This window comes from Halodesulfovibrio marinisediminis DSM 17456 (assembly GCF_900129975.1).
Lineage (GTDB): Bacteria > Desulfobacterota > Desulfovibrionia > Desulfovibrionales > Desulfovibrionaceae > Halodesulfovibrio > Halodesulfovibrio marinisediminis.
In genome coordinates this window covers 176,430-192,046 of record NZ_FSRG01000003.1, presented here as the reverse complement: position 1 = coordinate 192,046, position 15,617 = coordinate 176,430, and the positions used below count along the sequence as shown (strand labels likewise).

The 15,617-nt window shown below is 44.2% G+C and carries 12 protein-coding genes; 2 read left to right on the top strand and 10 right to left on the bottom strand.

The window, feature by feature from the left end; translation table 11 throughout:
• Nucleotides 1–80: 80 nt before the first annotated feature.
• Entirely contained in the window at nt 81–578 is a 498-nt protein-coding gene (locus BUR09_RS00905; RefSeq protein ID WP_074215091.1) for a hypothetical protein, read from the top strand.
• A 106-nt stretch (nt 579–684) separates the two neighbouring features.
• Nucleotides 685–1,419, top strand: coding sequence for a 6-phosphogluconolactonase (gene pgl, locus BUR09_RS00900; RefSeq protein ID WP_074215090.1), 735 nt, complete (start codon nt 685–687; stop codon nt 1,417–1,419).
• A gap of 46 nt (nt 1,420–1,465) precedes the next feature.
• Here pgl and BUR09_RS00895 read toward each other — a convergent pair whose 3' ends face one another.
• The 10 genes from BUR09_RS00895 to BUR09_RS00850 all read right to left on the bottom strand — a co-directional run bounded on the left by BUR09_RS00895 (nt 1,466) and on the right by BUR09_RS00850 (nt 15,594).
• The gene (locus tag BUR09_RS00895; RefSeq protein ID WP_074215089.1) at nt 1,466–2,092 is read right to left on the bottom strand and encodes a YigZ family protein; all 627 of its coding nucleotides are present in this window, start codon (nt 2,090–2,092) and stop codon (nt 1,466–1,468) included.
• A gap of 109 nt (nt 2,093–2,201) precedes the next feature.
• A complete protein-coding gene (locus tag BUR09_RS00890; RefSeq protein WP_074215088.1) occupies nt 2,202–5,087 on the bottom strand; it encodes a chemotaxis protein CheA in 2,886 nt (961 codons plus the stop codon).
• A gap of 200 nt (nt 5,088–5,287) precedes the next feature.
• Nucleotides 5,288–5,656 (bottom strand): response regulator, encoded by a 369-nt coding sequence (locus BUR09_RS00885; protein WP_074215087.1) that lies wholly within the window; start codon nt 5,654–5,656, stop codon nt 5,288–5,290.
• 12 nt (nt 5,657–5,668) lie between these two features.
• Nucleotides 5,669–6,622 (bottom strand): chemotaxis protein CheW, encoded by a 954-nt coding sequence (locus BUR09_RS00880; protein ID WP_074215086.1) that lies wholly within the window; start codon nt 6,620–6,622, stop codon nt 5,669–5,671.
• Entirely contained in the window at nt 6,616–7,392 is a 777-nt protein-coding gene (locus BUR09_RS00875) for a ParA family protein (RefSeq protein ID WP_074215085.1), read from the bottom strand. Before BUR09_RS00875 ends, BUR09_RS00880 begins: the two co-directional genes overlap by 7 nt.
• Before the next feature lie 35 nt (nt 7,393–7,427).
• The gene (locus tag BUR09_RS00870) at nt 7,428–8,306 is read right to left on the bottom strand and encodes a CheR family methyltransferase (protein WP_074215084.1); all 879 of its coding nucleotides are present in this window, start codon (nt 8,304–8,306) and stop codon (nt 7,428–7,430) included.
• Between the two features lie 12 nt (nt 8,307–8,318).
• Complete coding sequence (locus BUR09_RS00865; RefSeq protein WP_074215083.1) at nt 8,319–10,241, bottom strand: HEAT repeat domain-containing protein; 1,923 nt, start codon at nt 10,239–10,241, stop codon at nt 8,319–8,321.
• A gap of 37 nt (nt 10,242–10,278) precedes the next feature.
• A complete protein-coding gene (locus BUR09_RS00860) occupies nt 10,279–11,331 on the bottom strand; it encodes a protein-glutamate methylesterase/protein-glutamine glutaminase (RefSeq protein ID WP_074215082.1) in 1,053 nt (350 codons plus the stop codon).
• 408 nt (nt 11,332–11,739) lie between these two features.
• Nucleotides 11,740–13,896 (bottom strand): RelA/SpoT family protein, encoded by a 2,157-nt coding sequence (locus tag BUR09_RS00855; RefSeq protein ID WP_074215081.1) that lies wholly within the window; start codon nt 13,894–13,896, stop codon nt 11,740–11,742.
• A 3-nt stretch (nt 13,897–13,899) separates the two neighbouring features.
• Nucleotides 13,900–15,594 carry a peptide-binding protein gene (locus BUR09_RS00850; protein WP_074215080.1) on the bottom strand — a complete coding sequence of 565 codons (1,695 nt, stop codon included), beginning with the start codon at nt 15,592–15,594 and terminating at the stop codon, nt 13,900–13,902.
• Nucleotides 15,595–15,617 lie beyond the last annotated feature (23 nt).

Here is a 15,617-nt window from a genome sequence, read left to right as displayed (position 1 = left end):
GATATCGTATATTGCAATGCATCTTGTCTAAACCTTACTATTAGTAAATTACACGTAAGCATGACATAGGTACTACAACAGTGCGAACCCCATTATACAGAACTATCATCCGATACATTAAAGTTGCGCCATTTCCACATGCAACTGCGCTAACATTGTTGTTTGTAGCTACAACACTTTACCTTGAAGCGCGTTTTCTCCTGAATGGCGGAGTCCCACTCTATGCTATTGTCCTCTTTACACTTTCCGCCCTTTTTGGCTGGGGCGTTATTTTATGCCAGGCAGACGCATTTTCTCGCTTTAGAGAGTTCAAAAGAATCAAAGCTATCTTTTCGCGTAGAGGTTTCAACCCGCGCATTCTCAAACCTGTTTCTACATCACGCTGTCAACGCGATGCTGCACTTCTTGCTGCGAAGGAAACTGGCCACCGCCACCTTGCAGCCTCCTATTTCAAGGAACTTGGATACCGATGGTATCACATCATTCCAGACGCAATAATCCAGAATCCAATGAACTTTTTCACAATACATTTCCTGCGAACAACATTTCTGCCCCGTAAAAAAACTTTGTCACAATAAAACCGTTTTAATCGTGTACAAAGTATGCAACCATGCTGTGTAACCTATATACAGCGGTTGCAGTGCCCATCTTAGCTGCGCCGTTGTTGAGCAATACGGAGGCACTATGACTAAGACTATTGACCTGACTCTCTCTGTAACTGAATCACCCCAAGCTCTTGCCCGTCATGCTGCAAAACTTTTCGTTGATTGCTGCCACGATGCAATTGAAAAGCGCGGAGAATACAACGTAGCACTTTCAGGTGGTCGCACACCGAAACTCTTTTTTGAGACGCTGGCATCATCAAAACTTGCTGCTGACATTCCGTGGGAAAAAGTAAACTTCTACTGGGTAGATGAACGATGTGTAGGGCCGGATGATGAGCACTCCAACTACCGGCTTGCAAAAGAAGAGCTATTGCACAAAGTCGCTGCAACACACTTCTACAGAATGAAAGGTGAAATTAACTCGCAGACAGCTGCGGACGAATATGAAAGCCTGCTGCGCCGCCATTTCCAGCTTGGTGCCGGTGAGGTGCCACGGTTTGACTTTATGCTACTTGGAATGGGGTCAGACGGACACACCGCATCCCTCTTCCCGGGATATGACGGTATCGAAATAAAAAACCGACTGGTAACAGATCAATACATCCGTGAAATGGAGTCATGGCGTATTACCCTGACCTTGCCTGTATTAAACAATGCCCGTGCTTGCGTTTTCCTTATTCAAGGAAAGGAAAAACACGAACTACTTGCAAAAGCTCTCAACCTGTTAAGCGACAGGACATTGCCAGCCCAGCGGGTACAACCGCATGATGGTAAGTTGTACTGGATTGTAGATCAGGACGCCTACAACGGATAACATAAACATACAAAAAGCCCTTGCTCATAAGAACAAGGGCTTCTTTCTATTCATCATCAGTAATATCGTCTATCAACGCATTACCGTTTGTCAGTTCAACAACAGCAGCAGAAAATTTTTCTGCATGCTCCTTCGGCATCTCCACAATAAATGTGGCATCGGCTCCAAAATTTTCTTCCAGAACTTTAATTTCATAATCAGGCAGCATCCGCTTGAACAACGTCACTGAACTGTAATCTATAATTACTTCAAGTCGTACCGGCGTAATCTTCTCACGAGTAGGTAGCGTTTCCAGACCAAGTTTCACCATGCCGGAATAAGCACGAACCAACCCGCCGGTACCAAGTTTTGTCCCACCAAAGTACCGTGTAACAACAGCCGAAATTTCCCCCACATCTGAATGCAACAACATATTAAGCATAGGCTTGCCCGCAGTACCATGCGGCTCGCCATCATCGCTCATGCCAACCATAGCTGTGGAACCGGGAGGTCCCGCCTGATATGCCCAGCAATTATGTGTTGCATCGGGGAACTCTTCCTTTATGGCTGCAATAAACGCTTTTGCCTCTTCAACGGAAGGAGTATGCGCCAGCGTTACTATGAACTGACTCTTCTTAATTATCTCTTCAACACGATAATGTGTTGTATCTGGAATAAGGTACCTATCTGACATGCCAATGCAAATACCCCTCAGAAGGGTTCCTTGCAATTCTTTTTCCCGCAATAAAAAAGAGAGCCTCTGCTGAGGCTCTCTTTTTGACATCACTTTTAGTTTTCAATTGCTATATGGCCTTTGAAGTTGCCATCAAATAAATTTCATGCGGATCAAGAATAAGAATTACTGAACCATCACCCATAATGGTTGCGCCGGAAATACCTTTAAGATCTCCAAGATATTCGCCGAGCGGTTTAATTACGATTTCCTGACGTTCATGAAGCTTGTCTACAACAATACCAAGTCGTCTATCATTATCATGAATAACAACTACGGAAAGCACTTCTGTCTCTTCTGAACGAGGTAAGTCGAGCAGGTCTGACATGTAAACAAGACCAAGCACTTCACCGCGCAGAGTAACCGCCTTACGTCCATTCACATCAGTAAGACGTTTTGCTTCAATCTTTGTAGTTTCAGAAACCGCATCAAGAGGAATTGCAAACTCTTCACCAGCAACATTAACCATGAGTGCATCAATAATCGCCAGAGTAAGAGGCAAGGTAAGAGTAAAGCGAGTGCCCTTTCCAAGTTCGGAGTTAATAGCGACGCTACCCTTAAGATTTTTAATGTTAGTACGAACAACGTCCATACCAACACCTCGACCTGAAATATCTGTAATGGTTTCAGCAGAAGAGAAGCCCGGAGCAAAAATGAGTTCCATTGCTTCACGGTCATCAAGCGCTTTAGCTTCTTCTGCACTGATAATACCTTTGCGAACCGCAACTTCTCTCATTTTTTCAGGATCAATCCCCTTACCATCGTCTTCGATCTCAATGGCTACAGAGTTACCACGGTAGTACGCACGCAAATGAACTGTACCTTTAGCTTGCTTACCAGCTTTGAGGCGTTCTTCTTCGGACTCGACACCGTGGTCCATTGCGTTACGAATAAGGTGAACAAGCGGATCACCGATAACTTCCACAACGCTTTTATCCAGTTCGGTTTCTTCACCTTCCATGATAAGATCAACCTGCTTGCCACTCTTACGAGAAAGGTCACGTACAAGGCGAGGGAAGCGGGAGAACACAGAAGATACAGGAACCATGCGAACCTTCATAATTGTATCCTGAAGATCATCCGATATACGCGCCATAGCATAGGTAGTTTCAGTCAAAGACTGAGCTACTTCCTGCACATCGACATTCTGTCCATCTTCCAAATTACGGGCCAACATGGTGTAGCGGTTTCGGTTAATGATAAGCTCACCGATGAGGTTCATCAGATGATCGAGCTTTTCATGATCTACACGAATGGTGCTGGAAGATTTTGGCTTCTGCTGTTTAGCAGGCGCTTTTTCTTTGGCTGGAGCAGGTGCCGCTTTAGGAGCAGCTTTTGCTTCCGACTTCGGTGCTACCTTTGGTTCAGGCTTAGGTGACACCTTAGGAGCTTCAACAGGTGGCACTGGCTGTGGTTCAGGTTGAGTTGTTACTGGCTCCTGAATAGCTTCCGGTTCTTCAACAAGCGCATTCGCAACAAAGGATACTGGAGCCTCTGTGCTGCCGGAATCCGGCAACTCAAGATTCATATCCAATTCTTCCTGTGGCTCAGGAGAAGGTTCACCTACACCTTTTAATTCCTCTTCTGTATTAATTGAAAGATTAAAAACCGCCAGCTCTGCATCAACCATATCGTTCAGGATTTCAATTTCCTGAACCAACAGGTCAAGCATCAGAGAGAAGTCCATATCAGCATTGCGGCCGGAATCTACAAGCCCGGCAGTACGTTCAGCCTGAACTCGCGGCTTATCGTACTGCATGTAACTACAAGAATTCTGTGTTGTGATAAGACTTCTGTACAGGCTATTAATAAATTCTTCCTGCGAAGAATCTTCTTCCAATGCTTTTATGGCAAGATCAATTCCCACACGCTGCTGCGTAATGGTAATAAGAAAGACGTCCATATCCTCTTTATCGTACTCTGGAACGTCTTCTGCCACATCTACAGACTCTTCTTCCATAACTGGAGCAGGTTCTTCTTTGGTTGCTTCGGGGAATTCACCGTGTTCTACGGCATGGCGCAATACAGATAAAATTTCTGAAAGATCAAACTGCGGAACCTGACCGGAATCAACATCAATCTTACTAACAAGCGTATCAATAATATCAACACAACGTAACAAAAGATCAATAAGTCCCTGAGTTACAGGCAACTCACCTTTGCGTGTTCTATTAAGCAAAGTTTCCGCTTCGTGCGTAATACTATTCAGCTCGTTGAAACCGATGATTCCGCTGTTGCCTTTAAGATTATGAAAAAAGCGGAACAAGTCATTTACAAGAGCATCGTTCTCTTCTGGATTCTGTTCAAGCTCAAGCAGACCGTTACTCAAGTCAGCGGTATTTTCAAAGGCTTCTTCAATAAAATCACGTAAGTGCCCTTCACCAAAAGAAGTAAGGGCATAAAGCTCTCCTTCCGGAAGGTTCACGACATTGCGGCTACTAGGCTCGAATTCTGCGTCTTCATAATCAATAGCACTAGCTTCCTGCACAGCTTCAAGAGGCGTTTCCTCAACTGCGGCAGGTTGTTCGAAAGAAATAGGTTCTGCGGCCTGTGTCGGTTCTTCTCCAGCAAGCAACGCATCCAGAGTCTGGATAATTGGCTCAGTTGCTACGTCGCCCTCCTCACCTTCATTCTCAAGGTTATCGATAATTCGGCGTAATGCATCGGTAGCCTCAAGAATCACATCCATTATGGCAGGAGTGGCTTCCATAGTCCCCTTGCGCAACTCATCCATAATATTCTCTGCACGGTGCGCAAGTGTATTCATTTTATTGAGACCAAGAAAACCAGATGCACCTTTCAATGAGTGCATCGGCCTAAAAATTTCATTCAGCAGCGAGATATCTTCTGGATCTTTTTCAAGTTCCAGCAAGTTTGGCTCGATAGTCTCCAGGTGTTCTTTTGCTTCGATAATAAAATCAGCAAAAATTTCCGGATCTAAAAACTCCTGGCTCATACTTTGTCCCCAAATGGATGTAGTGAAAAACGCATAGCAGGCAAACCCAACAACCGCCCGCTCTCTGTATTAAATAGTATCGGTTGAATGTTACAGAAAATTAGAAAACATAAAGAAAAAACAACCAGATGACATTAAAGTCACAGAAAAAGCTACTGCAAGCAAACACTTGCAGTAGCATAAATGCTCATAAACGTTGGCTAACCAAGCAACATGCGAACGTTTCGAACCATTTTCTCCGGTTGAGCAGGTTTTACCATATACAGGTTTGCCCCTAGGCTCATGCCCATTTTAATATCTTGCTCCTGCCCTTCTGTTGAAAGGACTACAATAGGCAAATCCCGATACGCATCCTGCTTGCGCACATTTTCAATGAACGTAAAACCATCCATGTGCGGCATGTTAATATCTGTAATAATCAGGTCAACTGCTCCACAAGAGTACAGCTTCTCCAGACCATCGAGGCCATCTTCAGCAGCAGTAACCTTAAAACCTTCATTCTTCATAATAAACGCTACGAGATTTCGAACTGTCTTGGAATCGTCTACAATTAGAATATGTTTACTCATACTTAGCGCTCTCTATCCTTCAAGGATGGCTTCAACGATATTATCCACAGAGATAATACCGATGAGCATGTCGTCAGATTTCATCAACCCAAAAATATACTGAACTGCTACTCCAAGGTGAGATTCAACAGCCCAGTCAATGGAACCTTGTGGCACTCTGTACATGGTGTGCACAGTATCAATAACAAGACCGAACTGCAGTCCATGTCGCTTGCAAACCACAATGAACTTATCTGACCGACCTTGTTCTTCTAAACCAGCAATGCCGAGTAATTCCCTCAACTGAATAATCGGCGTCACTGTCCCCCTTAAATTAATTACTCCGCTAACAAATGGAGGCGCTACTGGCAGTTTAGTTGGGGGGAGGTGCCTGATAACTTCTTGAACTGCACTGATCGGGACAGTGAACTCTTGTTTTCCAAGAAAGAAACTCACCATCTGGAGTTCACTTTCATTGCGAAGTTGTTCAAGTAAATCAGGCTCTCTCTCAAGATTTACACCAAACCAGTTGTCCTCTTCTTCTACCGGAGTAACTGTGTCAGCGCCAAAACTGTCATCTAGTAAAGATTCGTTTGCAGTATTTGCAATTTCATCCTGCACAGGTTCGGCAACTGCAATTTCAGGAACCGTAGTTACTTTTTCAGCAGACGGCTCTTCTGCTTTATCCATGTCAAAAGCTGAAGGCGTATTCACCTTTTGACTAGAATCGTTATCAGAAGCTCCCACCGCAACAGTCGGGAGCGATGTTACCTTTGCAGCAATATCACAGTCAGAGCCAACTGCGCTGAGAACGCATTCAGGCTCAACAGCTTTGTGTAAGCCAAGCCGCTCTAATGCTTCTGCCTCATTTACACCAAGGTACTTTGACATAAATGCTGCTTCAGCCGCAGTAAAACTATTTGCGGGTTCAGCTTGCACTACATCAAATAAATGATCTTCAAAATATTCTTCAGGAGTCTTTACCATAAGCTTTCTACCTCTTTTGCCAAAAGCTCATACCCACGTGCTCCACGACTGGATGCATCAATTTCATACACGCTCTTGCCAAGCGCACTGGCGTCCCTAAAGCGAGTATCAACCCCTATCACCGTGGAGAACATTAGGTCCCCCATCTTTCTACCGAGCAAGTCAAGCACTCTTCGACATGCACCCGCACGTTTATCATACATGGTAGCTAAGGCTCGATACGCAACCGGCTTTGGCAGCACCTTGTTGAGGGTACGTAGGGTATCAAAAAGCAGTTTCAACCCATGCAACGCTAAAAAATCTGTCTGAATAGGAATAATCAACAGATCACACGCAACAATCGCATTTACCTGAAGCATGCCAAGCTGAGGTGGGCAGTCCAAAAGAATATAGTCATACTGATCACGAATTTCTTCCAATGCAGCTTTGAGCAAACTACCTTTTCCGTGTTTTTCCTTAAGATCAACCTCAAGCTCTGAAAGCCTGATAGAAGCAGGAGCGGTGTCAAAATACTGACCCTCATTCCTGCCAATCAACTGCTTCCATAACAGCGGCCAAACCTTCCGCGGCGCTGTGAACAAGTCATATGTTGTTCGCTGCACCGAATCCGGAAAAAAACGTAAATGGACAGAGGCACACGCATGAGGGTCAAGATCAATAACAAGAACTTTTTTCTTCATGCGTGCCAACGCTGCACCGAGGGTGACAGTTGTGGTAGTTTTTCCCACGCCGCCTTTTTGGTTGGCAATAGCCAGAACTTTGGCGTTCAAACTATACTCCTCCACAGGGTGCCCCATGCTTCAGATTATGAATCCTTGCGATAGACGATTGCACCCTTATGATGTTCAGGTCTAAATGCCCTGGATATATTATGCAATGACTCAGAATGCCCAATTAACAACGCTCCTCCAGGCAGAAGATTGTCATAAAATGAGCTCATAACCCGAGTCTTCATTTCATCATCAAAATAGATGATTACGTTACGACAAAAGATAATCTGGGACCGCTCTACCCGTTTCATCTGCAACTTGTCATTCAAATTCAACTGGTCAAACCGAACAAGCTTTTTCACAGAATCCGCAAGATGGTATTCCCGTCCTTCCTGTTTGAAATACTTACGGGTAATTTCCGGAGGGGTCGTACGCAAGGCATAGTCGGAATAAACTCCTGTTTTTGCCGCAGCAAGAACCGCTGTGGAAATATCACTTGCTGTAATCTTGATATCCCAGGAAGCAATTTCAGATTTAAGAACCTCATGCAAAATTATGCCCAAAGTGTACGGTTCTTCGCCGGAAGAACAACCGGCAGACCATATACGCAGCCTGCGGCTACGTTTAGCCCTAAGGGTATCAAGCAGTTCTTTAAGTACGACATCCTGAAAGACTTTAAGCTGTGGCGGATTACGATAAAAACTCGTCTCGTTGGTTGTAATCACTTCGTAAAGACGATTCAACTCTTCCCGACGATTTTTATCGTAGCGCAAGTAGTAGTAATACTCGCCAAAAGTTTTAAGGTTCAAGTCCTTAAGACGTGCCGCTAATCTGTTTTCTATGAGGTACTTTCTATTGTCAGCAATGTGAATGCCGCACAACTCATAAATGTGGTCTCTAATCTGTCGAAATTCTTCATCACTAGCATGAAGTTCCCGTTGAAAACTTGTCGATCTTGAAAAAAGTGATGACACATGGTCCCCCTGCTATCTGCTTCTTATCTGCTCAGCCGCTCGTTCAGCAGCTTCACAAATCTCCGGATCATCGTGACTCATCATGGTTAACAGTGCACCAAAACACCGCTCTGTGCCTATCTTACCAAGCATTTTGATGACCTTATGCTGAACAAGAATGCTTCTTGTTGCAAAAACACCCAATAACGGCTCAACAACTTCATTATTATGCAGAGCACCCAAGTGCTCAATTGCACGTACCGTAACCCAGTCGTCTTCATCAGTTAAAGCTTCAATGAGATAATGTTGGTAAACTTCAGATTGTGCTTTACCGATCATATCAACAACAGCAAGTCGAACATCTTTATTGCTGTCATGCAGTAACTCCTGCACCTGTTCCATTAAGTCTTCAGGTTCGGAGGTCAAAGCAATCACCCCTTCCAATGCTACAAGTCGGACATCAACTACCGGATCGGAAAGTGCTTCCTTAAGTAATCCGACATGCACATCATTCATGGATTTACCCAACGCGTACACAGCCATCATACGCTCTGTTGAATCTTCACTCTCCACGCTGGAAACAAAACGACTCCAAAGGATTTCGTTATCCATGGAAATTGCAGCTTCTAACGCTGCATCCTTCACGTCAAAAGACTCATGGGATAGCATTTCGAATACCATTTCAGCACTCTCAGGAGAGTTTGAATTTTCACCGAGAAAAAATAGTGCTTTCTTAAGAAGCAATCCATCAGTTTGTTCTTTCAAAACATTCTGGAAGAACGTCTCCTCAGAAGAGTCAGCAGCTTTTGCAAGGACAGTGATTAGATCACTCTGAACGGACAGTCCCTTATTATTAAACACTGAAATGATAGTCGGAATAGCCTTTTTCATTTCTGATTCAGACATACGGGAGACAGCTTCCGCCGCAACACGCAAAGCAAGTTCACTGTCATCAAGAAAAACATCCAGCAGAGCATTGTTGCAGCCGATATTTGCAAGGCACTCAACAGCAGCAATGAGCTTGTCAGTATCACGGTCTACATTAAAAGTAGCGACAGTACTCATAACCTTCTGAGTAGCATCATCACCTTTAGCGGTTGAAAGCCCTCGTAAAGCTGCAAGCTGAATTTGCTCATCTTCATCTTCGAGAGCATTAAGTAATGCTTTATTAAACTGTTCACGCTTATCTGCAGGAAGCAGTTCAAGGGTCTTGTCACCAAGAAGCTGAACTACAGCACGGCAAATTTTATTCTGTAACGGAGCAGGGGCAGTTTCCATCTGCTCAATAAGAAGCGGAACAATTTTCAGATCCCCCATTTCACCTAGCGCTTCAACAATCATAGAAGCAACTAGCGGACTTGCTCCGTCAAGTGCTCTCACTAATGCACCGGAAGTCTGAGCTGCACCAATTTTGGTAAGGGCTTCAATAACTGAAAATTGAACCCACTCTTCATCTTCCAACGCATTAATAAGACTATCTGCAGCGTCAGAAAAACCAAGTTCACCAAGACTTACCGCAGCCTGATAACGAACATTAACCTCTTCATCTTTGAGTAATGCGTCACACAGCGGAGCAACAGCAAAAAGACTGTTTGAAGAACCTAAAATATCAGAAACAAAAATTCTAAGATCCGGATCAGAGCTATTTAACTGGCTCATCACACTTTCGAGATCATCTTCTGCAATCTCACGCAAGATATCCATTGCAGCATTTCGCACCGGAGCTTCTTCTGAGGCGAGAAGCGGAATAACCGCCTGAACAGCTTTTTCCCCACGGATGACACGAAGAGCACGGTCAGCAGCTTCCTGCACCCCTAAGTTGCCTTCCTGAATATGCCGGATCAATTCCGGAATTGCACATTCAATTCTTTCAGTTCCTGCAACAAAGGCAGCATCACGAACGGACTCGGAATCATCAGAGCGTAACTGATTTAAAATTTTGTCACATTCAGACATACATACACCTTCTAAGTTGGCGGAAATTCCGCATACATTATTTATAAATGCTTGCCATCAGAGCTTCCGCCATATCGTCGATATCAAGGATCTCATCAGTCAGCTTTGCGTCCACAATTGCTTTAGGCATTCCATAAACAACACAAGAGGCATCGTTTTGTGCTAAGATATATCCGCCCCTGCTCTTAAGTTCACGAATTCCAAGCAAGCCATCATTCCCCATACCAGTGAAAATTGCCCCCACAGCACGACGTCCCTGTGCTTTTGCAACAGACTCAATCAACACGTTAGCAGATGGCTTATATAACGCGTCGGCAGGCTCTTCTTTCACCACAACTTCCATTCTGGAGCCACTCTGCTGCAATACAATATGTTTTCCGCCCGGCGCAATATATGCTGTTCCCGGCGCAATAGGCTCTGCACCGGAAGCTTCCTTCACCTTAATTTTACAAACATTATCAAGACGCTTTGCAAATGGACCGGTAAAGGCTGCCGGCATATGTTGTGCAATTAAAATGGCAGCAGGGAAGTTTGCAGGAAGTTTGGATAACACTTTCTGCACAGCAGGAGGACCACCGGTAGAAACACCAATCGCTACAACATCACGCTTCGGTCTCCCGCGCATTACTGGAGCTGCAACACGAGGCGCAGCCTTAGCTGCAAGAGAAGGTCTGCTTGTACGCGGAGCACGAATTTTACGACGGGAAACGGATTTTACTTTTTGTTGAAGGTCCTTTTCAATTTTAACGATCTCAAGTGAAACCTTAGAAAGCTGCTTTGGAATAAAATCAACTGCCCCAAGCTCCATAGCTTTAAGCGTTGATTCCGCACCTTCCGTAGTAAGGGAGCTGATCATCAAAACAGGACGCGGCATCTCCATCATAATATGACGAAGCGCAGTAAGGCCGTCCATCTTAGGCATTTCAATATCAAGAGTTACAACATCAGGATTATACTGCCTGATGACAGTAAGTCCCTCAGCACCGTTACGTGCTGTCGCAACAACCTTAATATCTGGATCCTTCTCCAGCATCGTTGTCAGCGCTTTCCGCATAAATGCAGAATCATCTACTACTACAACCCTAATCAACAGAATCTCCTGTTCACATTTTTCAACGGACCAGTACAGTATGTATATTCTTCCATCTGTAACATACTACTCGCCGCTTAAAGTCTGTTTAGAACACCATAGAGAATTATCGTTATTTTACAATAGGCAACTGTCAGCTATTTTAAAGAAAAACTATTCTCTTTTGCATTCCTATATAGCAACAACACTCACACTGCGAGTACAGCTTGCAAAACGCTAGGTGCAGACTCTCAAAAAAAACATTCTATCGCCAACAACAACAGCAATGGTGAAAACAAGAATAAAAAAAGCCGCAAAACCTTTTTCTGGCATCGCGGCTTTTGTATTTTATGCAAAACAACCTGTACTGCAGAGTTAAAACTGTAGTCACATATAACCGCGGCTACAGTTCTTATCGGCAGAAACAGATTAATCTGAAGAAGAAAGTCTAGATACTTCTACCATTCCCTCTAGTGCACGCAATTTATCAATAGTTCTATACAGATGTGCAATGTCACGCACCTCTACAGTAAACTCCATTTCAGACTTTCCATCGATCATTGAATGGAACATACCTGAATCAAGGTTAACTTTTTCCTGCATAAGCAGATCACTAACCTTAGCCATCATGCCCATAACGTTCCTGGAAACCATTTTGATACGTGCAGGATACGGTTTATCTTCCGTACCATCCCAATATACCGAGATAAGACGTTCAGCCTCAAGGTTCTGCACGTTAGGACAGTCAGATGTATGTACGGTCACCCCACGGCCACGGCTGATAAAACCTACAATAGCTTCGCCCGGAACAGGGGTACAACAGCGCGCAAACCGAACCAGAACATCGTCAACACCCTTAATTCCAACACTATTTGCATGTGTGTGCTCAACACGTGTTTCTTCCGGCTGTTGTTCGACTTCTTTATCTTCCGGCTCCTGAACTTCTTTAGGCAACAGACGCTGTAAAACCTTACGCGGTGTAAGACGAGCATATCCCACCTGTGAAAGCAGCTCGTCTACTTCCTTCAGGTTAAATTCTTCCGCAACCGCTTCAAACGCACCTTCTTTCAACGCCTTCTGGACGTTAATATCCATGCGACGGCCCAGTTTCTCCAACATTTCCTTACCGAGACTGATGGAGCGAGCACGCTCTTCGGTACGGATAAAGTGGTTAATACGGGTACGCGCTTTTGCAGTCTTTACAAAACGCAGCCAGTCACGGCTAGGATGCCTGTGCGGGTCAGTAATAATTTCAACGGTGTCACCATTTTTCAATGGAGTGGACAACGGCACGAGCTTACCGTTTACCTTAGCACCGGAACACTTATCACCGACCTGAGTATGAATCATGTATGCAAAGTCAATAGGACTGGCTTCTTCTGGCAACTCTTTCACATCACCATTAGGGGTAAATACATACACTTCATCTTTAAACAGATCGAACTTCAAAGAGCGCATGAACTCTTTGGAGTCAGTTTCCATTTTCTGCCAGTCAAGCAACTCGCGAAGCCAAGTAAACTGCTGTACATCACGGGCCTTCATGCGTCCGCCGCCACCCTCTTTGTACAGCCAATGAGAAGCTACACCGAATTCAGCCATCTGATCCATTTCGTCAGTTCGGATCTGAATCTCAATGCGCTCACCTTCCGGTCCCATAACGGTGGTATGAAGACTCTGATACATGTTTGCCTTAGGCATGGAGATATAGTCTTTGAATCTCCCGTGCACCGGCTTCCACATTGCATGAACAAGACCAAGCACCGCATAACAGTCGCGCACATCTTTTACGATCACGCGGAAAGCAATAATATCATGAACCTGATCAAGCGTAAGGTTCTGTTGCTCCATCTTGCGGTAAATGGAGTAGCGATATTTAATGCGTCCCTTAACCTCGGCATTGATCTTGTTATCCCGCATCATTGAATTGAGCAGCTGGATAACACTCTGGATGTATTCCTGACCAGATACTTTGTTATCCTCTAACCACTCGGTGATGGAGTTAAACTTTTCTGGACGCAGATAGCGAAAACTCAGGTCTTCAAGTTCCAGCTTGATACGGTGCAGACCAAGGCGGTTCGCAAGAGGAACATAAATATCCATCGTCTCTTGCGAAATAAGTTTCTGTTTATGTGGCTTCTGAAAGTCCAGTGTACGCATGTTATGGACTCTGTCCGCGAGCTTTACAATAAGAACACGGATATCTTCCGCCATCGCAAGGATCATTTTACGGATGTTCTCCGCCTGAGCAGCTTCCTTGCTTTCAAATGTCATCAGGCTGATTTTTGTTACCCCATCAACAACATCAGCCACTTCCTCACCAAACTGCGCATCAATACCTTCAATGGTAGCGGAGGTATCCTCTACCGTATCGTGCAGTAATCCCGCAGCAATGGAAACATCATCCATACGCATGCAGGCAAGCTCGTAGGCGACAGAAAGCGGATGTGACAGATACGGCTCACCGGAAAGGCGAGTCTGACCAGCATGCGCAGCAGCAGAAAACACGTACGCTTTCTGAATCAGAGCGACATCCGCATCGGGACGCAACTCTGTTACTTTATCTAAAATTTCCTGAATCCTGATCATGGATTAGTTTGCAACCTCATAACGCCTCTGGCTTTTAGGAACCCACCATCGGTCTAAATTATGCGTAATGCCTGACAACGCAGGCTCAATTCCTTTAAATCGCTTGTGTACGATCGGTAGTGCATACGGAACAAACAAGAAACAATACGGCTGATCCATGTGCAAAATCTCCTGCACATGATCATATGCTTCTTTTCGAACGTCCATATCGAGTGTGTTTCGACCCATCTCAAGCCATTTATCCAGTTCCGGATTAATATATTTAATAAAGTTTAAGCCCCCTTCTACAGCCCGTGAAGAGTGCCATACTGTTGAGATATCCGGATCCTGAAGGATATTCCACCCCAAAATAAGTGCGTCAAAGCGTCCCTTATTCAAAAATTCTTTGATGAATGCTGCCCATTCAACAGTTCTAATAGTGACCTGAATACCAATATCTTTCAACTGACTTTGAATGATTGTAGCTGTTTTTATTCGCTCTTCGTTCCCCTGGTTGGTCAGAATCGTAAATTTAAATACTATTCCATCCTTTTCAAGGACACCATTTTTATTCTTCTTCCACCCTGAGCGGTTCAACAGCTCCAAAGCCTTCCGGGGATTATATCCGTAGTCTTCTATCTCAGTATTATAGACCCACGTTCCAGGCTTATATGGTCCAATCGTCGCTTTACCCTGTCCAAAAAGAACCCCTTTAACTAAGCCTTCTTTATCGATGGCATATGAAATGGCCTGTCGAACGCGGGTATCGTGAAACAACTTGTTCCTGAAGTTAAAACCTAAAAATGAATACCCGAAGGACAGATATCTGTACTTCATAAAGTTATTTTTGAAATAGGTACTGTCAGTCTGATAGAGAAACTGCTGTGGTGTAAGGTTCATCATATCCAGATGACCAGCTTTTAACTCCAGAAACATTGTAGTAATATCCGGAATAACCCGATACACCATTTCATCCAGATATGGTCTACCAAGAAAGTATGTATCACTCGCTTCAAGAACTATTTTTTGTCCTCGATCCCATTGTTTGAACTTAAAAGGTCCTGCACCAACCGGCTTTTGTGCTAAAGGAGACTTGGTAATATCTTTACCTTCAAGCAAATGCTTAGGTAAAATATCCATCATCCAGCTAAGCAAGATGCGGGCAAGAGGCTTTTCGTATGTAGCTTCAAAGGTGTATTTATCTATCAGCGTAAACTTTTTTACTAAAAGATAATCTTGTGCATACGCTGTAGGTGTATTTGGATCGATGTATAATTTGTACGTAAACTCTACATCTTCCGCAGTAAGCGGTGTTCCATCCTCCCATTTCACATCTTTACGCATTGTTATACGTATTTTTTTACCCTCATCCAAAACCTCAAATGATTCTGCGGCATACGGAATAATATTTAAATCTTTATCGTATTTTAAAGGGGATACGTAAATATCTGATGCAACCTGATGCGACACAGCATCTGAGCTCAACATTGGGATCAGGTTTGTAATATCGCCTATTGAGCCTAAAATAATGCGCCCACCGTATTCCGGTTTCTGAATATTTGTTGTATTGTCACCATCGGCTCTTTCGGATTGCTTCTCTACAGAAGCCGAAGAGCTGGATGCTGGTTGCTTTTTTTCAGCAGGAGAGCTGCAACCTGTCAAAAGTAAAACACACAACAGTGCTGCTAGAAGCACTCTGTTTTGCAAACTGCAATGCATGGCATCCTCACTATTGCCAAAAT